The organism is Mesorhizobium sp. M5C.F.Ca.ET.164.01.1.1, assembly GCF_004792125.1.
Classification (GTDB): Bacteria; Pseudomonadota; Alphaproteobacteria; order Rhizobiales; family Rhizobiaceae; genus Mesorhizobium; species Mesorhizobium wenxiniae.
On the sequence record NZ_SRTG01000001.1, the window covers coordinates 3,007,436 to 3,029,902 of the forward strand.

20 protein-coding genes are annotated in these 22,467 nt (G+C 63.2%); 10 read left to right on the forward strand and 10 right to left on the reverse strand.

The window, feature by feature from the left end; all coding sequences use genetic code 11:
- Positions 1–297: 297 nt before the first annotated feature.
- The gene (locus EN807_RS14770) at positions 298–1,758 is read left to right on the forward strand and encodes a hypothetical protein (protein ID WP_210239980.1); all 1,461 of its coding nucleotides are present in this window, start codon (positions 298–300) and stop codon (positions 1,756–1,758) included.
- A 194-nt stretch (positions 1,759–1,952) separates the two neighbouring features.
- On the opposite strand, the gene EN807_RS14775 is transcribed toward EN807_RS14770, so the two are convergent.
- The 6 genes from EN807_RS14775 to EN807_RS14800 are packed head-to-tail and all read right to left on the reverse strand — an operon-like array spanning position 1,953 to position 7,754.
- Positions 1,953–2,882 carry a phosphatidate cytidylyltransferase gene (locus tag EN807_RS14775; RefSeq protein ID WP_135935439.1) on the reverse strand — a complete coding sequence of 310 codons (930 nt, stop codon included), beginning with the start codon at positions 2,880–2,882 and terminating at the stop codon, positions 1,953–1,955.
- A 12-nt stretch (positions 2,883–2,894) separates the two neighbouring features.
- A complete protein-coding gene (locus tag EN807_RS14780; RefSeq protein ID WP_127314703.1) occupies positions 2,895–3,557 on the reverse strand; it encodes a lysophospholipid acyltransferase family protein in 663 nt (220 codons plus the stop codon).
- An 8-nt stretch (positions 3,558–3,565) separates the two neighbouring features.
- Entirely contained in the window at positions 3,566–3,994 is a 429-nt protein-coding gene (locus EN807_RS14785; protein ID WP_135935440.1) for a hypothetical protein, read from the reverse strand.
- The gene (locus tag EN807_RS14790) at positions 3,991–5,343 is read right to left on the reverse strand and encodes a phosphatase PAP2/dual specificity phosphatase family protein (RefSeq protein WP_135935441.1); all 1,353 of its coding nucleotides are present in this window, start codon (positions 5,341–5,343) and stop codon (positions 3,991–3,993) included. Before EN807_RS14790 ends, EN807_RS14785 begins: the two co-directional genes overlap by 4 nt.
- A gap of 2 nt (positions 5,344–5,345) precedes the next feature.
- Entirely contained in the window at positions 5,346–7,127 is a 1,782-nt protein-coding gene (locus EN807_RS14795) for a bifunctional alpha/beta hydrolase/class I SAM-dependent methyltransferase (RefSeq protein WP_135935442.1), read from the reverse strand.
- Between the two features lie 24 nt (positions 7,128–7,151).
- Positions 7,152–7,754: a CDP-alcohol phosphatidyltransferase family protein gene (locus EN807_RS14800; RefSeq protein ID WP_135935443.1), complete on the reverse strand. Its 603-nt coding sequence runs from the start codon at positions 7,752–7,754 to the stop codon at positions 7,152–7,154.
- A gap of 538 nt (positions 7,755–8,292) precedes the next feature.
- On the opposite strand from EN807_RS14800, the gene EN807_RS14805 reads away from it, so the two are divergent.
- Positions 8,293–10,101, forward strand: a complete 1,809-nt coding sequence (locus EN807_RS14805; RefSeq protein ID WP_135935444.1) for an adenylate/guanylate cyclase domain-containing protein — start codon at positions 8,293–8,295, stop codon at positions 10,099–10,101.
- Between the two features lie 50 nt (positions 10,102–10,151).
- Entirely contained in the window at positions 10,152–10,529 is a 378-nt protein-coding gene (locus EN807_RS14810; protein WP_135935445.1) for a hypothetical protein, read from the forward strand.
- A gap of 380 nt (positions 10,530–10,909) precedes the next feature.
- Here EN807_RS14810 and EN807_RS14815 read toward each other — a convergent pair whose 3' ends face one another.
- From EN807_RS14815 to EN807_RS14830, 4 genes are all read right to left on the reverse strand, one after another.
- Positions 10,910–11,785, reverse strand: coding sequence for an alpha/beta hydrolase (locus EN807_RS14815; RefSeq protein WP_246684101.1), 876 nt, complete (start codon positions 11,783–11,785; stop codon positions 10,910–10,912).
- Between the two features lie 99 nt (positions 11,786–11,884).
- On the reverse strand, positions 11,885–12,595 hold the full coding sequence (locus EN807_RS14820; protein WP_135935889.1) for an alpha/beta fold hydrolase: 711 nt from the start codon (positions 12,593–12,595) through the stop codon (positions 11,885–11,887).
- Positions 12,550–13,422 carry a hypothetical protein gene (locus EN807_RS14825; RefSeq protein WP_189522417.1) on the reverse strand — a complete coding sequence of 291 codons (873 nt, stop codon included), beginning with the start codon at positions 13,420–13,422 and terminating at the stop codon, positions 12,550–12,552. The genes EN807_RS14820 and EN807_RS14825 overlap by 46 nt, the downstream gene beginning before the upstream one ends.
- A gap of 114 nt (positions 13,423–13,536) precedes the next feature.
- Positions 13,537–14,670 carry a GSU2403 family nucleotidyltransferase fold protein gene (locus EN807_RS14830; protein ID WP_135935447.1) on the reverse strand — a complete coding sequence of 378 codons (1,134 nt, stop codon included), beginning with the start codon at positions 14,668–14,670 and terminating at the stop codon, positions 13,537–13,539.
- A gap of 246 nt (positions 14,671–14,916) precedes the next feature.
- Here EN807_RS14830 and EN807_RS14835 point away from each other — a divergent pair, with 246 nt between their 5' ends.
- From EN807_RS14835 to EN807_RS14865, 7 genes are all read left to right on the forward strand, one after another.
- Positions 14,917–15,906 carry a TIM barrel protein gene (locus EN807_RS14835; protein ID WP_135935448.1) on the forward strand — a complete coding sequence of 330 codons (990 nt, stop codon included), beginning with the start codon at positions 14,917–14,919 and terminating at the stop codon, positions 15,904–15,906.
- 38 nt (positions 15,907–15,944) lie between these two features.
- Positions 15,945–17,003, forward strand: a complete 1,059-nt coding sequence (locus tag EN807_RS14840; protein WP_135935449.1) for a substrate-binding domain-containing protein — start codon at positions 15,945–15,947, stop codon at positions 17,001–17,003.
- A gap of 60 nt (positions 17,004–17,063) precedes the next feature.
- On the forward strand, positions 17,064–18,593 hold the full coding sequence (locus EN807_RS14845) for a sugar ABC transporter ATP-binding protein (protein ID WP_135935450.1): 1,530 nt from the start codon (positions 17,064–17,066) through the stop codon (positions 18,591–18,593).
- Between the two features lie 17 nt (positions 18,594–18,610).
- Complete coding sequence (locus EN807_RS14850; RefSeq protein WP_189522418.1) at positions 18,611–19,588, forward strand: ABC transporter permease; 978 nt, start codon at positions 18,611–18,613, stop codon at positions 19,586–19,588.
- Positions 19,585–20,460, forward strand: coding sequence for a MurR/RpiR family transcriptional regulator (locus EN807_RS14855; RefSeq protein ID WP_135935451.1), 876 nt, complete (start codon positions 19,585–19,587; stop codon positions 20,458–20,460). Before EN807_RS14850 ends, EN807_RS14855 begins: the two co-directional genes overlap by 4 nt.
- Complete coding sequence (locus tag EN807_RS14860) at positions 20,457–21,347, forward strand: ribokinase (RefSeq protein ID WP_135935452.1); 891 nt, start codon at positions 20,457–20,459, stop codon at positions 21,345–21,347. The genes EN807_RS14855 and EN807_RS14860 overlap by 4 nt, the downstream gene beginning before the upstream one ends.
- Before the next feature lie 365 nt (positions 21,348–21,712).
- A complete protein-coding gene (locus EN807_RS14865; RefSeq protein ID WP_135935453.1) occupies positions 21,713–22,030 on the forward strand; it encodes a hypothetical protein in 318 nt (105 codons plus the stop codon).
- Positions 22,031–22,467 lie beyond the last annotated feature (437 nt).

A 22,467-nucleotide genomic window follows, 5' to 3' on the forward strand; every position in this document is an offset into this window, starting at 1 on the left:
CACGTCGAGGGAGCCTTAGCAACTCATGACTGCCCAAGAAGGGGCTGAGTGGAAGAAAGCGATCCAGTTCCTGCATAGATGGGTTTGGGACGGGGTAACCCCACCGGAGGTGCGTCAGGCCTTCGAGGCCGTCGCTTAGGAGAAGGAGATGTTCCTTCGCTCCGACTAGGGCAGGGGATCCTTGCACCGCAATAGTTGAGAGTCCATTGGCCTGCCAGCCCGGCGAAACATTTTGCCACCGCGGCAGTTATACCGCTCCGGGACGAAATTCGGGGCCTGCCTTTGAACGATACTAGATTGGCGATACCGCTGGTCGGGGAAGTGGAGGACTCTGCGCCGAGATCGGCTGCCGGCCTGCCTTGGATCAAGTTAGCCGGTTCCTATTTCGCAACCGAGGACGGCGAGGCATGGACGCCGATCGGGCAGAATGATGCGGTAAGCTGGCCCGAACTCAATGGCCTGTTCCGGCGCGCCGATATGGCCGGTGTGGAAAATCATCTCCGTTGGCTGAAGGGAAGCGGCGTCACCTGCCTCAGGCTGATGCTGGAATATGCCCAGGTTCGCCACCGCTACTTCGAGAAGCCGCAGGGCTGCTTCGTGCCGGCGATGGTGCAATTGTGGGACGACCTCTTTCGTCTTTGCGAAAAACAGGGCTTAAGAATCCTGCTCACCCCCTTTGATACGTTCTGGCAGTGGCTGCACTGGCGCCACCACCCCTACAACCGCAATCACGGAGGCGTGCTAGACCACCCGTCGCGATTCCTGATCTGCGCCGAGACGCGCCGCGCGATCAAGGCAAGGCTGGAATTCGTGGTTCGCAGATGGAGCGGCAGCGGAGCCTTCTTCGCATGGGATCTCTGGAACGAGATCCATCCCGAGCAGGCTCAGGGCAGCGCGGATGGCTTCGGCGCCTTCATCAATGATCTCAGCGATTTTGTGCGCCGGCTGGAAACGTCACTTTACGGCCGCTCTCACCCGCAGACCGTCTCGCTGTTCGGACCTGAGCTTCGCTGGCGGCCCCACATGCCGCTGCCCGGGCCGATCTTCCGCCACCCAGACCTCGACTTCGCCTCTCTCCATCTCTACCAGGAGGGCACGATCGACGACCCCAGTGACACGGTGGCGCCGGCGCTCGGCATGGCGCGGCTCGTCGGAGAGGCGCTCGGCGAAATCCGTGACGGCCGCCCTTTTCTCGATTCCGAGCACGGCCCGATCCACTCGTTCAAGGACAAGAAGATCACGCTTCCGGAACCTTTCGATGATGAATATTTCCGCCATTTGCAATGGGCTCACCTGGCGGCGGGGGGCGCCGGTGGCGGCATGCGGTGGCCAAACCGCACCCCGCATGTGCTCACCCCCGGCATGCGGCGGGCGCAGCGTTCGCTGGCCGATTTCCTCCCTCTGCTCGACTGGGTTTCGTTCCGGCGTGCCCATCTCGGCAACAAGATGCGGGTTTCCGGTTCCGACGCCGCGGCCGTTGCCTGCGGTGACGATTCCCAGGCAGTGGTCTGGCTGGTTCGCCGCGACACGATCGGGGGGAACGGTATGCTTCGCGCCGGTGCTGCGCCGGTCCCGGCCGCCTTGGAGCTGCCCGGGTTGGCTCGCGGCACCTATCGCGTCATCGCCTGGGATACTACTGCCGGCAGGCAAACGGCGGAATGGCAAGCGAATTCGGACGGCTGGCTGAAGCTTGATGTGCCGCCGTTCTCCGCCGATGTCGCCCTTGCCATCCGCCGAGGCGTTCTGGCTGCGCCATAGCTATTTCATCCGCGGTCCCGTTGGTCCAAGCAGAGCCACGGGAAACATCTCTCACGACCTGCGGCAAGACTCGAAGGGGTAGCGTGGTCGAGCGATCCGCAGGTTGCGCTCAAGGTCGCTGGCAGGCGCCGAATTCGCCGCCGGCTGTCAAGAAAACGCCGCTTGCGGCTGCAAAATAAGGCTGTAGTTCGCTGTCACGTCCAGAAATAGCGCACGGTGTGGAAGAAAACCGGGGCGGCGAAGACCAGGCTGTCGGCGCGGTCCATCATGCCGCCATGGCCCTCGATCAGATGGCCCCAGTCCTTCACCCCCTGATCGCGCTTGATGGCGGAGGCGACCAGTCCGCCGAGGAATCCCATCAAGCAGGCGATGAAGGCGACGCCCGCCGCCTGGAGCGGCGAAAACGGCGTCAGGAACGACAGCAGCGCGCCAAGCAGGCTCGACGTCGCCAGCCCCCCGACCAGCCCTTCCCAGGTCTTCGACGGCGAAACCTTCGGCGACATCAGGTGCCTGCCGAACAGCTTGCCGAAGATGTATTGCAGCACGTCGCTGCCTTGCACGGTGATGATCAGGAATGCGATCAGCAACAAATTGCGGCCCTCGAAGCCGGGTACCTCGAGCGTCAGCAGCGCCGGCACGTGGCTGACGCAGTAGACCGAGATCATGACGGCCCATTGCTGCGCCGAGACACGCTCGAGAAAGCGCTCGGTATCGCCATGAAGCGCGGTGATCGCCGGCATCAGCAGGAAACAGTAGACCGGGATGAAGATGGTGAAGAGGCCGTACCACGCGGTCCACACCAGCCAGTACTGGAACGGGATGATGATGCCAAACATACCGAGCAGCACCCAATGGTCGCTGCGGCGGTTGTGCGTCAGCGTCACGAATTCACGCAAGGCCGCAAACGAGATCAGCGCGAACAGGATGGTCATGCCGGAGCGGCCGAAGAAGAAGGCGACGGTGATCGCCACCACCATGACCCACCAGGCGTTGATGCGCTGGTTGAGGTTGACCAGCGTCGAGGACAGCGGCTTCGGCGCGCGCCACGACAGGATGCCGGCAACCAGGCTTGCTGAGGTCAGCACCGCAGTGAGGCCGACAACCAGAATGAGGGTCTCGTGCATTGGCATGTTGTTCTAGTCGTCTCTTAGCGGGCGGGGATTGAGCGCAAGCAGCGCCTTGCGGGCGCGGTCGAGAAAGGCGCGGCGTTCCTCGCCGGGCGCAATGGCGATCGGCGCGCCGAAGACCACGCGGCAGAGCAGCGGCACCGGCACGAATTGGCCCTTGGGCAGCACCCGCGACATGTTCTCGATCCAGCACGGGATGAGTTCAACGTCGGGCCGCGCCATCGAGAGATTATAGAGGCCGGAGCGGAACGGCAGCAGTGGCTCGTCTGTCATGTTGCGCGTGCCTTCGGGGAAGATGATCAGCGAATGGCCCTCGTCGAGCACCGACAGCATGATCGAGATCGGATTCTCAGCCTCATCGATCCACTGTCGGTGGATGAGCACCGAGGACAGCATGTCCTGCGCGATGAACCGGCGCAGCCGCGATTTTCCCCAATAGTCGGCGGCAGCGACGGCATGGGTGCGGGCGCGCTCCTTCTCGCTGAGGCAGGCAGACAGCAGGATGAAATCGCCGTGGCTGGCATGGTTGGCGAAGTAGATGCGCTGCCGGTCCGACGGCTGGCTGCCGTTCCAGATCGGCCGCACCCCGGTCACCGCCCAGGCCAGCGCCGACAGGCCGACCGAGGTCACGGTCTGCAGCAGGGTGAAGGTCCTTGTGCCGAGCTTGCTCATCGTCCGGCTCAGAAAGACAAGGCGACAGCGGATGCCGCCACGAACAGGCCGAGCGCGATGCGCTGCTTCATCAGCAGGCGCTGCGTGCCCGCGATGCGCCGGTCGAGCGAGCGGATGCCGGCAGTGGCCGGTTTGACGCGCATGCGCGCCAGCACGTCGTCGACCGAGGCACCGCCGGCGGCTTCGCTGATGTGGCTCGCCATCAGCCAGAACAGCAGCGCGTCGAAGACAAGCAGGGCCGAGACGGCGAGGGTGACCATGCCGCTCGCTGCCGCGACCAGCCAGGCCGCCGACGCCAGCGTCGTCGACTGCGGCTGCGCTGCCACGGCAATGAACGGCGCGGCCACCAACGCGGCCAGCACCAGCAGCAGCGGCCACACCGCCTGCGTCATCAGGCTGGCGGCTAAGGCCTCGGCTTTGTCTCGATGGGCACTCATGCCGGCTCGTCCGCCGCGATCCGAAGATGCACCGGACGGCCCGATGCCGCTAGCCGCTGATGCGCCTGCGCCGGCGTTGGCGAGCGACCGCTGGTAACCAGCCAGTTGGCGACGATGGCGGCGCTGCGCTGGAAGCCGAGCGCGCAGCAGACCAGCACGGTGCCGTGGCCGCGGGCCGCCTCGATCGCCGCCACCGCTTGCGTTTGCGCCGCTTGCGAGGGCGGCAAAAGATCGACCATGGCGACAGCCGTCCAGCGGCAGGTGACGCCGCGCGGCCGCTCCAGCTCGCCCGCAAGGTCGATCACCGTGCCGAAAGCATCGGCCTCGGCGGCGGTGGGAAAGCGGCCGAGGAAGACGCCATCGGCGATCGCGACATGCGGCGGCAGCTTGCGCGTCCACGCCCACACATTGATCCTGGCGCCAAGCCGGTAAGGCAGCAGCAAAACACGGCTGGCCAGCGAGATGCTGCCATCGGCCGCTTTCTGGAACACTTTGGCGCCGGCTCCGGCATAGGCGAAGGCGACGATGGCCAGCGCCAGCGCCGGCCACAGCAGGATGAGCAACAGCGCCGAGACGAAGGCGCCGGCAACGGCGCCGGCCAGTGCCAGCGCTGCGACGAGGGCGTAGAACAGCGCCAGTCGCCGTGCCTTGGGATCGGCGGTCAGCCGGAAGCCGGCGAACGGCAATTCGCCATCGCGCGGGAACAGCCACAGGGCGAAGAAGCCGAGCAAAGCGCCGGTCGGGATATCGATGACATGGTGCTGCCATGTCGTCAGCACCGAGGTGCCGATCAGGAAACACCAGACGTGCCAGACGATGGCGGCCATGCCTTTGAGCCGACAGCGCCAATGATCCCAGATGATGACAAGCAGCGCGATGTGCAGCGACGGCGCCTGGTTGAACGGCTTGTCGAAGCCGCCGAGCACCGCGAACATGAACCCCGGCAGCCCTGATGTCTGCGGCCGCATGAAGGTCGCCGTCAGCGGGAACAGGATGAAGCAGGCGACGGCGACGATCTGCGCCGTGAGGTAACGGCCGGCGAGCCGGTCGACGCCGCGCTTGGTATCGTTCAACAGCAGCGACAGGCCGTAGAACAGGTTGATCGACCAATAGGGCACGATCGTCCAGGCGATGAACGGGATGCCGCGCTCCCAGGCAAAGACGATGCTGCCGACATCGTCGCGCTGCGACGCCAGCCAGTTGGCGAAGCCGTAGGTCACGTAGAAGAACGGCGCCAGAAACGCCAGCCACAACGCAGCGCGCAGCACGATTCCGGCGTACGGCTCGCGCGCGGAGGCAGGAAGGGCAGGGGCAGCGGCAACGGCGGGACCAAGCACCGGCAAGACCATGCTCAGACGCGCCGCGCGACCGAGACGGTGAAGATGCCCCACTGGTCGATGCGCTGGTCGAGCTTCTCGAAACCGGCCGCCGCCACCAGCTGGTCCATCTCGCCTTGCGTGCGCCGGCGCATCACCCAGGCCTGGCCCCCGCGATGCGAAGTGAGGCTGCGCGCGATCATCTCAAGCTGCGGATGCCAGGGCTGGTTGGTGTAGAGAAGCAGCCCGCCCGGCTGCATCGCCTTGGCCAGCCCGCCCAGCGAGCGGGCGATCATGGCGTTGTCGGCAAACAATTCGTAAAGCCCGGAAACGATGGCGAGGTCCGGCGCCGGCTCCAGCCCGGCAAGCATCTCGGCGTCGAAGGCGTCGGCCTGCTGGAATGAGACACTGGTCGGCAGGTGCCGCTCGGCGATCAGCTTACGGCCGAGCGAGACATTGAGCTCGGAGAAATCCTGCAGCCGCACGCTGGCCGGCGGCACAATGCATTTGGCGACGGCGTCGAGCACGTAGCGGCCGTGGCCGGCGGCGATATCGACGACACGGACCGGCCGCCCGGCGGCCTTCAGCGTCTCAGCGGCGCTGCCGATCAGCTCTTCCAGATGCAGCTTGCGCTGGCGAATGCCGCGCCAGCCGATGGCGTCGAGAAAGGTGCGGTCGATCATGCAGCCGAGCGGACCGGTGCCTCGCGCCTGGTTCTCATAGACATAGTCGAGCGTCGAGCCGGAATCGAAGCCGGTGGCAATCCCCGTCTTCATGCCTGACGACAGCCAGGCGCCCATCCGGATCGAGGCGCGGCTCATTGCCCAGTAGAGGCCTTTCGGTGACAGCGGGGCGAGTGGCGAGGCCAGCCGGTCGGCCTCGTCGCGTGTATAGCCGGCGCGGTCGGCCGTGGTCAGGTCGACCGGCTTCTCCGGCGTCGCGAACTGTCTTTCGAGAAACGGCTTGATCAGATCGAGTGCCTTGCGGCGATCGCGTTCGCCGAGCGTGTCGTGGAAGAAGCCGGGCAGCACATGCCGCTCCTTGGCCGGGCTGGCGAGATTGACGAAGAACTCGTGCTGCGGTCCATGCCGCACCACCCAGTCGCTGCCGGAGATCAGCAATTGCGTCGGCACGGTGATGGCGCGGGCGTCGGCGACGATACGCGCGGCGTGGTCGTAGAGCTCGACCAGGATGTTGGAGGCGATCGGCCGCGTGATCAGCGGATCGGCCTCGAAGGAAGCGATGCGCTCGGGGTCATGCGTCAGGAACTTGGCCTTGACGTAGGAATTGACGAAGAAGCGGCCCTTGATCTTCTGCCACAGCGCAATGCCTTGCTTGGCGAAGGGCACGTAGAGCTTGACCGAGAAGGCCGGCGAGGCCAGCACCAAAGCGCGAATCTGCGGTGCATAATCATGCACCCAGGCGGCGGCGAGCACGGCGCCGAAGGATTGCGCGATCAGCGCGATGTCGCGTTGGCCGAACCCGTCTCTGCCGATCTCGCGCACGAAACAATCGATGTCGCGCACAAGTGCGGCAAAGGACGGCGCATAGCCGCGTTCGCCGGCCGAGCGGCCATTGCCGCGCGCGTCCCAGGCGTAGAAGGCATGGCCGGGCATGTCGAGTTCATCGACCAGATGCGCCATACGGCCGCCATGTTCGTGGCCACGGTGGAACAGCAGGACCGCGCTTTTGCCGTGTTCGGTTAGTGCCGGCCAATAGCGATAGAAGATCTCGGTGCCGTCATGCGTGCGGAAGGTGCGCTCCTGCGCCACCCGCTGCTCACTTGCGGAAGGGGCAATCGTTGGTTCATGAAGCATGTTGTTCCCCTGGCGACCGGAATTTCAGTCGCCGCTCCCGTTAAGCCCGCTGCGTATCCGGTTGATGGCGGTCACCAGCGAGAGTGTAGCCATTGCCGGAAACACAAACGGCGTGATCGCTCCCACCCACAGGCCGCAGGCGATGAGGAAAGCGACGATGCCGAGCGCCAGCGCCCGATCGCTCTTGCCGAACGGCCCGGCATAATTGCGCCCCGTGCCCGCCGCGATGCCGAGCACGCCGGCGAATTCCACAAGCACTGCCGTGACGGCAAAGGCGACGACGCCCCAGGCAGGGAAGAGAGCGGCAAAGGCCAGGATCAGCGCCAGGTCGGAAACGACGTCGCAGAGTTCGTTGAGATACATGCCAAGCTTGGAGGCCTGGCCATGTTCGCGCGCAAGCATCCCGTCGATGGCGTTCAGCGCCATGCGCGCAAACAGCACCACCGGCATCAGCAGGAAGACCGCGCGATGGCCGGCAAGGGCCGCGACCACAACGCCGGTGGCAACCGACAGGGCGGCAGCCAGCAGCGTGATCTGGTTGGCGGTGACGCCGGCCCCAGCCAGCCGGTCGGCAAGCGGCCGCAGCTTCGCCTGGAAGGCCGGTTTCAGCGCATAAAGCGTCGGCATGTGCGAACCCCCCGGCCGCGGTGCAACTAACGTCTGCAAGGATGGTCAATTGGCGCGCAAGACGCAAGGGCGGCGAGCGTGACCAAGCTGCTGACGGCGGGCTCGACATTCTAGTGGGAGTAACGGAGCCGGCAGCATAGATTAATTTCGGCGCCCACTTGGTCTCCGTTCGATGTTGGCTGCTCTTACGGCTCTCGTCTTCCTTTCAATCGACGGCACTATCTCAAGCCCGGTTGGAGCCGGGTGTAATGATGATTCACAGTAGTGGAGAGCTACGGCGTACTCTGGCGTGCAAATCGGCTGGTTTGGCCGGCGCCAAGGCAGCTTGGCGCGTCTGCTTGAGGTCTCGACGTGACCCAAACGAGCCATTCCGGCCTGCAAGCTCTAATGTCTCGAATGTGGTAGAATACGACATTGGTCAACCGTCGCCGCATCAGCCATCAATGAACGCGCGGAAGGTAGGGATTTGCTGAGTACTGGTGAGGCCAGTTTCTTATCGGAACAACCAATACTATGATCCGCCGGGGCTAGGCCACCAATGGACCGCAAGCTTGCCGCGATTCTAGCCGCAGATGTAGTGGGCTATTCGACTCTGATGGAGCGCGACGAGGCCGGTACGTTTGAGCGACTACGTGCCGGACGCAAGGAACTGTTCGAGCCCGAAATTGTCCGCCACCACGGCCATATCTTCAAGCTGATGGGAGATGGGATGCTGGCCGAATTCGGCAGTGTCGTCGATGCCGTCGAATGTTCAGTGTCGTTGCAGCGGGGCCTGTCCGAGCGCAACGCCTCGCTTCCCGCAGTGGAACAGATCCTGGTGCGGATCGGCATCAACCTCGGCGAGGTGATCGTCGACGGCGACGACCGGTATGGCGATGGGGTCAACATCGCGGCCAGACTTCAGCAGTTGGCGGAACCGGGCGGCATCTGCATCTCGGGAAAAGTGGCCAAGGAGGTCGATAGGAAGCTGGCGTTCGCCTTTGAGCCAATGGGCGAACAGAGGGTCAAAAACATCGCCGAACCAGTTCAGGCGTATCGCGTGTTGCTTGATTCCGCGGCAGCGGGCAAGACCCTCCATGCTCGCCGCCAGCCACGCGCCTGGCGTTTTCCGGTCGCGGCGGGTGTTCTCTTCCTGGCTCTCGGCCTTGCTGCAGCATGGTGGCAGCTGTGGGAGAGGCCTGCACAGCCTGCTGTTCCGGCAGGCAGCGAGGCTGCCGACACCCGGTCCTCGCTAGTCGTCCTGCCCTTCGACAATCTCAGCGATGACAAGGAACAAGAATATCTCGCCAACGGCTTCACAGAGGACCTGACGACCGAACTGGCGCGCGTGCCGGGTCTTTTCGTCGTCTCCCACAGCGCGGCCTTCGCCTACAAGGACAAGGACCCGAAGCCGGAGGAGATTGCGGCGGCATTGGGCGTCCGGTACCTGCTGAAAGGCTCGATTCGCCGCGTCGGCGACGACATGCGCATCAATGCGCATCTGATCGACAGCTCGACGTCCGGACATCTTTGGGCGGAGCGCTTCGACGGCCGGTGGGCGGACGTGTTCGCGCTGCAGGACAAGGTCGTCGGCAGCATCGCAGGCGCGCTCCAACTCCGCCTGGTGAGCGTCGCGCCGGCCGCCCGCTCGGGAGGCACAAACAGTCCCGAGGCCTATGATGTCTATCTCAAAGGGATGGACATCTATAACCGTATCAACACCCCCGAGGAGTTTGCGCAGGCTGTGAAGCATTTCCAGCACGCGGTGCAACTCGACCCCGATTTCGGCGCGGCTCATGCCCAACTCGCCTGGGCTTATTGGGACGCGGACATCGCCCGGGCCGTGGTGATGGGGCTTACGCGAGCCGAGGCCTATGACAAAGTCCACGAAACCCTGAAGCTCGCCGCCCGACATCCTTCGCCCGGCTACTATCAGCTAGTCGCCGAGTTGATGGTCCGCGAACACAACTCGGACGAAGCAGTCACCGTTCTGCTGAAGTCGGTGGCGCTCGATCCTAGCGATACCTGGAATTATCTCTCGCTGGCCAATGCCCTGAATTTCAACGGCAGGCCGAAGGAAGCGCTGAGCTATCTCGAGGCGGCCGCGCGCGTCGACCCGATCTCGTGGATGGACTACCGGCACTACCAGGCCGGACTAGCCGAGTTCGGCCAAGGGAAATTCGAGGACGCGGTTCACTCCATCGAGAAGATGGATCTTGAATCGCCGACCCACGGGCGAAATTCTATGCCCTGCAAGTTCTTGTTTCTGCCTATGGGCATCTTGGGCGCACCGACCAGACCGCGGCTGCCTTGGAAAGGTTTAGGAAGGTTGTTACGCAAAGGCTACTATGGGAACCAAACCAACTGATCACCCAGGACTTCATGGTTTTCAAGAATACGGCCGATATCGAACGCCTTTTGGCCGGCCTGACCAAGGCAGGCGTGCCCGATCTGCCGGCATTGGCAAGGGCAGGCATGAATCCGAAGGACCGGCTCACAGGCGCGGAAATAAGGTCTCTCATGTTCGGCCACGAAACGCGCGGAAAATTGGCATTTGACAAGTTCCTGCCGATACAGCGCACGACCTCCGTCGACGGCGCCATCAGCGAAACCATTGGCCTGAGGACCCGAACAGGAACCTCCTGGGTGCAAGGCAATTTCTTGTGCGATGCCTTTCCCGGAGAGCTGACAAGCTGTGGAGCAATTTATCGCAATGTGTTCAGGACGCCGGGGCGCGACGACGAATACAAGGCCGTTTACCGCTGGGAACAGTTCGAGTTTTCAGTCGTCAATTGAGCTCCCAAAATGCCGCAAGGCCGAAATCCTGCTTGCGGGATATAGATGCGACCTTGTTCGCCATAACTGCAAACGACCGCTCCTGGCGCTAACTGCACGTTCCGGGAACGAGAAATTCGGAGGCCGTCCACTGACCCGGCTCGTAGCCAAATCGCATAAGATTGCTATCTCTAGCTGGCGCGTAGTCAATAGCAATGCAGCCATTTGAGGGGCGAGCCCTAACTTGCAACCAGCGTGACGACTGATATCTTATCCTCGGATAACCCGCCTGGTGTCCGAGGTTAGTAACAATTCGCCCGCATCGAAATGCGCCGCCAATAGCAGACATGACGGCCTGGTCCGATTGAGAAGCCTTGGCGCGAAATGTCCGCTATCGTCAGCTATGATGTCGTCGCTTTGCGCACGAAGTCGGCGAGTTCGCGGTTGAAACGAGAGGAGTCCTCGATGAAGGGTGCGTGTCCGGTTTCGCGGTACCAGGAAGCGGCGCTCGTCGGACATGTCTTGAGGATGTGATCGCCCATTGCCGGGAGGACCACCGTGTCGCTGCGGCCCTGAGTCATAAGCACAGGTCTCTTTAACATGGTCAGAACGTCGTCGGAGTTGATCGCGCGCGTGACAAGCGCAGACCGGACTCTTGGGGCCACAACGATGTTCCAGCACAGGGCCACTTCGTATTCGTCTCTCGGTAGCGGTCGCGCGGTGCAGCCCTGCACGAAGTCGCGAATGGCCTGGACGTTGGAGGGGAAGTCGTCGCCTGCGGTCGCGCCCGGCACGTGATCGAGAAAGCCGGGGCCGATCAAAACGCCGAACGCGGCCCTGTCAAGCGTTACAGCCGCACCGACGAAGTTGATCCCGGCAATTGCATCCTGGCCGTAAGCGCGAACATAGTCACAGATGATGAAGCCCGCATAAGACCACCCCACGAGAACGGGCCGGTTCAGGCCGAGCTGGCCGACGATGGCCGCAATATCGTCCGCCCATGGCTTGGGCTCCGTGTACTGCTGCTGTGCCTCGGGCGCTTCCGACATGCCATGGCCGCGAAGATCGAAGGCGACGAGGCGAAACGCGTCCGCAAGCTCACTCTCGTACTGTTTGCGCCAGCAAAGGTGGTTCTGCGACCACCCGTGAATGAAGAGGATGGCTGGTGCATCAGCTTTGCCCCATTCGCACACATGCAGCTTCACGCCGCCGCCGCCGATCACAGAATGAATCTTCATCTCGATCCTCCATTTGCTGACCACGGCGCCGATGATCACCGGTCCGCGTTGGAAGGAGTGTTGTTGCGGGCGTTAGAAAAGAGCGGCCGAAGCGTTGAAATTTGCCGGCTGGAGATAAGAACCCGCCGAGCCGATCCGTCACTCGGGTCCGGCCATGAAGGATCTGACTTCACGCAGGAAATCGGCGAAGGCAGGCTCGTCGCCGAGGAGGATATGATTTGCGCTGTTGAGGTCGACGAAGCGCGCCCCCGGTATGCCGGCCGCGAGCACCTTGCCTTCGTCAAATGGAACCACGGCATCGTTCCTGGCATGCAGCACCAGCGTCGGAACGCTCACCTCTCCCAGCATCGCCGAAACGTCTATGTCGCCGAAAGTGGAGTGAAGCAGGCTGGCGTTGAGCGGCGATGTGGTCTGCCTCTGGAGATCGTTGAACCAAGCCATCTGCTCGCGGCTGGCACCCGGAATGAATGCCTCGGTGAACAGCTGGCGGAACGCGGCATTGTCCTTGCCCCATCCTTCACGGATCAGGGTGGTCATGGCTTCATGGGTATCGAGCTGGTGGGTGTCGCCGCGCTTTCGCCGGCCCCTTGCATAGCCGCCGTAGAGAATGAGGCGCGACACGCGCTCGCGGTGCCGGAGGACATAGGCGATCGATACCGCACAACTTTGCGAGACACCGAGCAGCGGGAAACGGTCCAGGCCGCTTGCGTCGGCAACGCTTTCCAGATCAGTGACCATGGCGTTGAAGGAGAAGTCGCCGACGTTCCAGTCGGAGAGGCCGTTGCCGCGCTCATCGTAGCGGATCAGCGTATTCCTGCTCGAAAGCTGATCGATCCAGTGTCGCCACACCGGGCTTTCCCATTCGTATTGCAGATGCGACATCCAGTGCGCCGCGCGAAGCAGCGGCGGGCCGTCGCCCGAAACCGCGTAGGCGATACGGACGCCATCGGGGCTGCTGCAATAATGTATCTCCTGGGAACGCCGGTGCTCATTTTGGCCGCCACCCGGAGCGGAACGGACGGCTTCACCTGATGCTTGTTGCCCGGCTTGCTCGCTGACCGGTCGCAGTTGCGTTGCGCGCTCTCGAGCCGAAGCCTCGAGTGATCGTATCTCCAGCGAAACCTGCTTGTTGGCCCGGTCCAGAGACTGTAGCGTTTCGGCATAGGAAAGGCCCGCTCAGGTTCGCAGCGCAGCCGCTCGACAAGCGCCTGCAGGATCATCGATCTGGTGCGATCCAGTGCGTCGCCGTGGAATGTGCGCCAAGCCTCGAACACCGGGCAGCGCGGCAGTTCCAGATTTTCGAGGAACTGCCCCCGGAACATGGCAGCCAGGTTTTCCAGGCGTGAGGTGTCGAGAAAGCGTACCTCGTTCGCCGTCATGTGGGCGACTTGCAGCAAATCGACATCAAGCTTGGCGGTGTCGAAAAGCACGCTCTCTCGATCGGCCTTCAGGCAGCCCTCGTCACCGTTCTGGTTGATGATGTGCCTTAGCTTCGAGAGACTCCATCTCAGCGAAGCTCTTGGATCGTCAGGCACCTCCCAGAACATTCGGCACAAATGATCGCGCCGCTGACGCCGGTTCGCCACCACTAGGTAGGCGAGCAGAGCGCGCGTTTTCTTCGACGGTGGCAGCGCGATCTCCCGGGCGCCCCGCAGGACCACCAATTCGCCGAGCACCTTGATCTTCAGTGGGCCCTTCATTTGGGACGCCGATCGCTTGCAAGCAATTTACCCGCGATACTGCTCTGTGTAAATTTACTTGATGGTCGGCGCCTACTGCCCGGAACCTTACTATTCGCGAGGCCCTATCGTTTCGGCGCGGCCGCCGCGTTCTTCAAGGTCAAATTCCGAAGGGTCTCTTTCCAGTTTTCGGATAGCGCGGGCCAGCGTCGGCAGGACGGTTTCGCGCGCGCCGTCGTCAACCTGGGATAGACTCTTGCGTATGGCATCCTTCCAGGCCGGGCCGCGGTCGTAAGCCTCCATGAAAGCATCGGCCAGATCTTCCGACTGCCGTTGTTCAATCATGGCTTCCATGATGGTTGCAGCCTGCATCCTGTCCTTGCGGCTCTTGGCGGTGCCGTCGCTGTCCGTCCGACGGCGACTGGCGACGATGAGTTTGTGGATGGCGTACCGTTCGGGCGACGGCACGTTCACCGGCACGCCGGCACCGTGAAGGAGAACGGCCCGGATCGGCTCATATATCAGGAAATCGAGAAACCGCAGGGGCTGCGCCGACGCGCCACCAAGCGCGGGCATGGTTGTTGGACGACCCTCGTAGTCGGCCGAACCGGTGTTCGGAGTCAGGAATTCGACCTTGTATCCGGAGCGGGAAGAATATTGCGTGGTGAAGCGGCCGTCAGCCTGGTGCGGAATCTCCCGGAAAGTCGGGTCGACTTTCCTCATCGTATCGAGCACGGGTGGCATCTTGTCATCGACGGCCGTCGAGATCGAATGAAACTGTGCAAAATCGGCATCTCCCGTGACCATCGACGTACTGGGCAGGCGAACGCCAAGGATGGCTGGATAGCATTGATAGGCGACGGTACCGACCAGGACGCCACGAAGCCTGAAGAAACCGGCTTCGGCGAGCGCCTGGACAATGTCGCCGGTCTTCCTTTCCGGCCGTGGCAGGTAGGCCTCGCGAATGAGGGTCGAAACCAGCTTTCGCCGCTCTTTGATGTCGGCTTTCAGGTCCTTGAAGTTTTCGACCCTCCTGGTGATTTCGGGATCGTCGACGGGGCCGACATATGTGCGTGTTTTGCCGCCGTCAGGGTTCGGCAGGTCGAGATACCAGTAACGGCGGCCTTTCACCTCGGCTGTGACAAAGCGGCCGCCGACGTTGAATTCCGTCGAAAACGAGGCATCCAGCGACCGCTGCGCCAGCTCGGAATAGAGCGTCTGGTATGTGTGGGGAATCTGCTGCATATGAGTTGTTACCGTTTTCGCGAAAAGGGTAATAACACAACTTCATCGCCACCGTCATCATAAATTGTTACCGCTTTCGCGAAAGCGGTAACAACTGCGCTCAAGGCATCGTGGATGCGGGTCAAATCGCGCGCCAGCAGTTCGTCTCTTCCCAGGCCCCCGGCTCCCACGATTGAATCAAACAGTGCTCTCTACTTTACAAGTAAATTAAAATATGTGAAGTTATGTCTACCAAAAGGGTCATCCATGACAGCCAATCGTTTCGCCACACGCCTCAATTCCTTTGCCTCGCGGCCACAGGCCGAATGGCCGGATCTTGCCGGCAAGCCGTCCATGCTGCAGATGGCGGCGCGTGCGGCGAAGGTTGCGGGGCTGACCGACCTCGATCTCAACTTTCCCGATCATGTCGATGAAAAACCTGCGGAAATGGCGCGAAAACTCGGCGATATCGGCCTTTCCGTCAATGGTTTTGCCATGCGCTACTACTCCAATCCGGCCTTCAAGCTCGGCGCCTTCACCAATCCTGATACCGCGGTTCGCCGCGAAGCCATCGACCTAACCAAGGCTGGCATTGATGCCGCGCGTGAGGCCGGCTCCAATCTGATGACCCTGTGGCTCGGGCAGGACGGCTTCGATTATGCCTTCCAGGCCGATTATGCGGCGCTCTGGCAACACGAGATCGATGGGATTCGTGAAGTTGCAGCGCACGACCCCGATTGCCAGATCAGCCTGGAATACAAGCCCAACGAGCCGCGCTCCTACAGCCTGATGCCCGACGCGGCGACGACATTGCTGGCCATCCGCGAGATCGGCCTGCCCAATCTCGGCGTGACGCTTGATTTCGCCCATGTGCTCTATGCCGACGAGCAGCCGGCCTTTGCCGCAGCACTCGTCGCGCGCCACAGCAAGCTCTTGGGCGTCCATCTCAACGACGGCTACGCCAAGCGCGACGACGGCCTGATGGTCGGCGCGGTACACACGCTGCAGACGATCGAGCTGCTCAGGCAGATCCGCCGCGACGGCTACGCCGGCGCCATCTACTTCGACACGTTTCCCGACATGACCGGGCTCGATCCGGTCCACGAATGCGAAGTCAACATCGCCACAGTCAAACGCATGCTGCGCGTCGTCGATCGGCTGGAAAAGGACAACCGCCTGTCCACCGCCGTCGATCGTCAGGACGCGGTCGCCTCGCAAGCCATCATTCAGGAAGCCATGCTCGGGCCGGACAGTTAGGCTCGGCCTCAACATCGTTCAACAAGGGAGGAAAGACCATGAAATTTCTACTTGCCACCGCTGCCGCTGGCCTGATGGCGCTGTCCATCGGCTCGGCCTTTTCCGCGGACCTCGCGCCGCTCAACTCCGACACCGAGAAGGATCGCATCGACTGGTCGCAGCTCGAGGCCAAGTTCGGTGCTTTCCCCAAGCTGCCCGAGGGCACCAAAGCGGGCGCCGTCTCCAAGACGCTGACCAACGAATACTGGCGCTCGCTGGGCGAGGGCTACAAGTTGTTCGGCGACCGCGTCGCCGTTCCGGTCGTCTACCAGGCGGCGCAGAGCGAGGGCGACCAGCTCGGCCAGCTCACCATCGCCGAAGGCCTGGTCACGCAAGGCTATAACGTGCTGCTCGTCTCGCCGCAGACCGACTCCAACCTGCAGCCGATCATGGAACAGGCCAAGGCCGCCAACGTGCCGGTGGTCAACGTCAATGACGCGGTCATCCCGCAGGCGGAGCACTATGTCGGCAATGTCCAGCGCGACAATGGCGTGCGCGTCGCCAAATGGTTCATCAAGAACCGGCCGGATGGCGGCAAGGTCGCCATTGTCGAAGGCCAGGCCGGCGTCTATGCCGCCGTCCAGCGCACCGACGGCTTCAAGACCACGATCACCGAGGCCGGGAAGTTCGAGGTCGTCGCCAGCGTGCCGGGCAACTGGGATCGCCAGACCTCCTACGACGCGGCCACCAACATCCTGCAGCAGCACCCCGACCTGATCGGCTTCTATGCCAACAATGACGGCATGGCGCTGGGCATCGTCGAGGCGGTCAAGGCCGCCGGCTTGCAGGACAAGGTCGCCGTCTTCGGCACCGACGGCATCTCCGACGCCTATGCCTCGATCCGCGCCGGCGAGCTGACCGGCACCGTCGATAGTTTCCCGGTGCTGACCGGCGAGGTGGCGCTGGAATCGGCGCTGCGACTGGTGGCCGGGCAGAAGCTGCCGCGCGTCGTCGCCACGCCGCAGGCGCTGATCACCAAGGATAATGCCGACCGCTATTCCGGCGCCGGCGACGCCGTGCGCAAGGCGCTGCTCGAGGACGCGGCATCGGGCAATTAAGGGGCAGGACTGCGGGTGCCGGCCCTTCGGCTGGCGCCCTTTGCCTGGAGAATAGAACCAATGTCTGTCCCGCGGCTGCAATTCGAGGGCATTTCCAAGGTGTTTCCGGCCGTGCGGGCGCTGAGCGATGTGTCCTTTTCGGTCGGTGCCGGTGAAATCCATGGCCTGCTCGGTGAAAACGGCGCCGGCAAGTCGACGCTGCTGCGCATCCTGTCGGGGGTCTACAGGCCGACGGCCGGAAGCGTGCTGATCGACGGCAGTCCGGTGACGCTGAACAGCCCGGTCGCCGCCCGCGCCGCGGGCATCGCCATGATCCATCAGGAATTGCAGCAGGTGCCGCACCTCAGCGTCGCCCAGAACATGTTCCTCGGCCATCCGCTGACGCGCGGCGGCATCTTCGTCGCGCGGCGCGAGCAGGAACGCCGCGCTGCGGAAGCCCTCGCCGCCATCGACCCGACCATCGATCCGGCAGCGCCGCTCGGCAGCCTGAAAGTCGCGCAGCGGCAGATCGTCGAGATCGCCCGGGCGCTGCTTGATCGGGCGCGCATCGTGGCGATGGACGAGCCGACATCTAGCCTGACGCCGAGCGAGTTCGAGCGGCTGGCCGAAGTCATTGCCAGACTGGCGCGCGACCGTGTCGCGGTCGTCTATGTCTCGCACAAGCTGGACGAGGTGTTCGGCATCTGCCAGCGCGCCACAATCATGCGCGACGGCGTCGTGGTCGGATCCGTCGATCTCGCGCAAGTGTCGGAAAAAGCCGTCGTTTCGATGATGGTCGGCCGCGAGCTTGCCCAGGAACAGCACCGCTCGCATGCCTCCAGCGAGGTCAGGCTGAGCGTGCGTTGCCTCGCCTCGGCAACCAAGGTCCATGACGTCTCGTTCGACCTGCATCGCGGTGAGGTGCTAGGCATTGCCGGCCTGGTCGGCTCGGGCCGCACCGAACTGCTGCGGCTGCTGGCCGGCGCGGACCGCGCGTCATCAGGCACGGTCGAGATCGACGGCAAGGCGATCAAACTTTCCAGTCCGCGCGACGCCATCGCCGCCGGCATCGGCCTGGTGCCGGAGGAGCGCAAGCGCGAAGGCATCGTGCCGTTGCGGTCGATCTCCAGCAATATGGCGCTGGCTTCGATGGGCGTGTTCGCACCGCGCGGCGTTATCGATCACACCAGGCTGAAACGGGTCGCGGCTGAGAAGATGAAGCGGGTCAATCTCAGGCCATTCCTGCTCGACCGTCCGATCCGGCTGTTCAGCGGCGGCAACCAGCAGAAGGCGATCATCGGCCGCTGGCTGGCGGCGGGAACGCGCATCCTTTTGTTCGACGAGCCGACGCGCGGCATCGATGTCGGCGCCAAGGCGGAGGTCTATCATTTGATCGAGGAGCTCGCCGCCGAAGGCCATTCGGTTGTCGTCGTGTCGTCCGAGCTTCCCGAGGTGATCCGGCTCGCCGACCGCGTGCTGGTCATGCGCGACGGCACGGTCGCGGCCGAACTTGATCGGGCCGATCTCAACGAACAGGCGATCGCAGCGCACGCCATACCCCAATCGGAGACTCAGGCCGGCAAGGCGCAAGGCCATCGGGCCGGTGCATGATCGGACAGGACCAGCGGATGACTGATATAACCGAACACACAGCAGCGCGCCCAAGGGCTGAATTCCTGCACCGGTTTTCCGTGCGCGACGCCGGCACGCTGATCGGCCTGGTCGTGATCCTCGCCGTCTTCGGCGCGCTGGTCCCGGGCTTCTTTGCCGAGCGCAACCTGATCAACATCCTGCAGCAGTCGAGCATCAATGCCTGCCTGGCATTGGGCATGACGCTGGTGATCATCTCGGGCGGCGTCGATCTGTCGGTCGGGCCGACGGCGGCCCTTTCGGCCGTCATCTCGGCCTCGATGCTGGTTGCCGGCGTGCCGTTTCCGCTGGCCATCGCCGCCGGCTTCGCTATCGGCCTCGTCTGCGGGCTGCTCAACGGCGTGCTGGTCGCCTATGTCGGACTGCAGCCTTTCATCGTCACGCTGGGAACGCTCAGCACCTACCGGGCACTGGCGCTGATCTATACCGGCGGCAATCCGGTGCTCGGCCTGCCGGCCGGCTTCCGCGCCATCTTCAACGGATCTCTGTTCGGATTGCCGTTGGCGGTCATCATCGTGGCCGTGGTCGCGCTGATCGCCTGGATCATCCTCAAAAAGACGCCGTTCGGCGAATATCTGCTCGCCGTCGGCGGCAATGAGGAGGCCGCCTACATAGCAGGCGTGCCGATCGCGCGCACCAAGATCGCCGCCTACATGATCTCGGGCCTGCTGGCGGCCCTTGCCGCGCAGATCCTGATCGGCCGGCTGGGTGCCGCCGAGCCCATTCTCGGCAATCTCTGGGAACTCGATGCGATTGCCGCGGCGGCCATCGGCGGCGCCTCGCTGATGGGCGGCAAAGGCAGCGTCGTCGGCACCATCCTGGGCGCCGTCATCCTCGGCACCATGCGCAACGGCCTGACGCTGATGAATGTCCAGTCCTTCTATCAGCTCCTGGCAACTGGCCTTATAATCCTCGCCGCGATGCTTATCGATCGCGTGACGAGGGGACGTGGATGACCTTGACCAGCCTGGATCTGAAAGCAGTAGGACCGCGGATCCGCATGATGATGCCGCATTTGACGCCGCTCGAGGCGAAGGTGGTGGAAACCGTCTTCGGACGGCGCGGCTTCGACGAGACCATTCCGCTCAGGCAGATCGCCGAAGAGGCCGGCGTGTCGGAGGCGATGGTGGTCAAGATCGCCAAGAAACTGGGTTTTTCCGGCTATCGCGACTTCCGCACCGCGGTCTATGAATACAGCCGGCTACCGACCGCCGAAATGCACCAGGAACTGTCGGTCGACGACAGTTCGGCCGAGATCGTCCAAAAAGTGTTCCGCACCTCGATCCAGGCGCTGGAGGAAACGCTGGCGATCCTCGATATGGACGATTTCGACCGCGCCGCCGATCTTCTCTACCGCGCCAGGAACCGCGATTTCTATGGTGTCGGCGGTTCGGCGCAGATCGCGCGCGACGTCTCGCACAAATTCCTGCGCATCGGCATCCGCGCATCAGTCTACGACGATTCGCACATGATGCTGATGTCGGCCTCGCTGCTCGGCGCCGACGACATCGGCGTCGGCTTCTCGCATTCGGGCAACACCAGCGCCGTCATCGATGCCATCCAACTGGCCCGCAAGAGCGGGGCGCGGACGCTGGCGATCACCAACTACGACAACTCGCCGCTGGCCGCCGTTGCCGACATCGTGCTGTGCTCGACGGCGCAGGGCTCGCCGCTGATGGGCGAGAACGCTGCGGCGCGCATCGCCCAGCTCAACATTCTCGACGCGCTGTTCGTCGCGGTTGCGCAGCGCGACTATCAGGCGGCGGAACGCAATCTCGGCCGCACCATGTCGGCGGTGACGTCGAAACGCCGGGACAGGGGTACATGACGGCTCCGCTGGTCACCGTGTTCGGCAGCCTGCATTACGACATCATGGTCGAAGCGCCTGACCGCCCGCGCAAGGGCGAAACGGTGACCGGCCATGCCTGGCAGCCGAAATGCGGCGGCAAGGGCGGCAACCAGGCGGTGTCGGTGGCGCGGGCCGGCGTACGCTCGGCGATGATCGGCGCCGTCGGCGATGACGATTTCGGCCGCGCGCTTCTCGGTAATCTCGAACGCTGCGGCGTAGACAGCCGCTTCGTGCGGGTCGCGGCTGGCGCCGGCTCGGGCATGAGCGTGGCGATTTTCGACGACGGCGGCGATTATGGCGCGGTGATCGTCTCAGGCAGCAATCTCACCTTGGGCCAGAAAGACGTCGCGGAAGCTACTGATGTGATTGCACAAACGGCGGTTATGCTGTTGCAGAACGAGGTGCCGGAAGCCGCCAACATTGCCGCGGCGCGGGCGGTGAAGGCGCATGGCGGGCGCGTCGTGCTCAATGCCGCACCCGCGCGAAAACTGCCCGGCGAACTGATCGCACTTACCGATATCGTCATCGTCAACGCCATCGAGGCGGAATTTCTGGCCGGCATTCCGGTCGTCGACACGCTCGAGGGGGCTGCCGAGGCGGCACGCATGCTGATCAAATCCTACCCGGCCGCGATCGTCACGGCCGGCGGGGAGGGCGTTGCCTATTGCGACGGCGACGGCCAGGCATTTGCACTGGCGGCCATCCCGGTGAAGGTCGTCAGCACCCATGGCGCCGGCGACGAGTTCGTCGGCGCGTTCGCGGCAGGCCTTGCCCGCGGACATCAGATCGAGTCCGCTATTGCTGCCGCCAACGCCGCCGCGGCGTTGCTGGTCGCCACACCGGAACGGGAGCGCGAGGCGATCTGAGACGAGCGCGCTGAGAAGGGGGCGCATCGGACTGGCGAGCCACTTACGGCAACCAGGTTAGTTCGGTGCACCACCAGCGAGGTATCGAAAGCCGTTCGTGGTCATCCAGCGGCACGTGCCAGATGCGTTGCCCTCGCGCGAAATGACTCCCGGTTTGGGGGTCTGTCTATCTGCGGCTTTAGCATCGCGACTCGCCGGCAAAGGCGCCCGGGATAGGCGATAGAAAGGCCCGCGCCATTTAATTGGAGGACGCGGGGCAGGGTATTGCGGCCCAGGATTGTTCACGCCTGGTCACAAGACGACCGGGCCGGCCGCAACCGTCGGCACTTTAGTGGAACCTAATTTAAATGACGCTATTATCGTGCATGGGAAAACGCGAGGTCCAGACGGTTACTGAATACCGAATAGCTGGAGATCAGCTGACCGATGATCCAGTGATCGCTGTCGATATCGCGGAACGGATATTGCAGGCAGCCGAGCACGACCGGATTGTCTATGTCGTCGCGACAGCAGGGCCACCCCAAGCCGCCCTTATCGAGAAAACAGAGCCTCAACAGATCAGGGCTACCACAACCTCTTTCCGCGACTTTGAAGTTTTGCTGCTTGTTCTCTATGCGGCCTATGCACTCGTCGTGCTGGGTGTCACCGCTTTCGTGGTGATGGAGTTAGGCCCTGTTCTGTAGACGTGCTTCAGCAGTTCGACAATCGAAACGAAAGCCCGCCACCCTTTCGGATGACGGGCTCCGTTGCCTGGATGCCAGGAACGCCACGGTAGCGACTTCTGCTACTAATGCTCCCGTAGACATTCAATATGCGGCCTCCGCGCCGCCTGGCGCATCGGCTGAACAAATGAAGCCCGCGCCTCTGGCGGAGAGCGCGGGCCCGATCGGGTTGCAGCCCGATCCGCAGCAGGAACCCGGAGGTTTTGCCGCTCGGGAATAATTATTAGAACTTTCTAATATCCATGCATCGTCCGGATGAATGATGTAACCGCCCTCGTAAACGAACACCTTGTCAGGAGATTCTTTGCCTGAGTCATGTTTGCTCCCTCTCCGCCGGGCCTCAAGCAAACTTTTGAGACAAACGTTCGTAGGTGGATGGGTGCGCTTTCAGGGAGAAA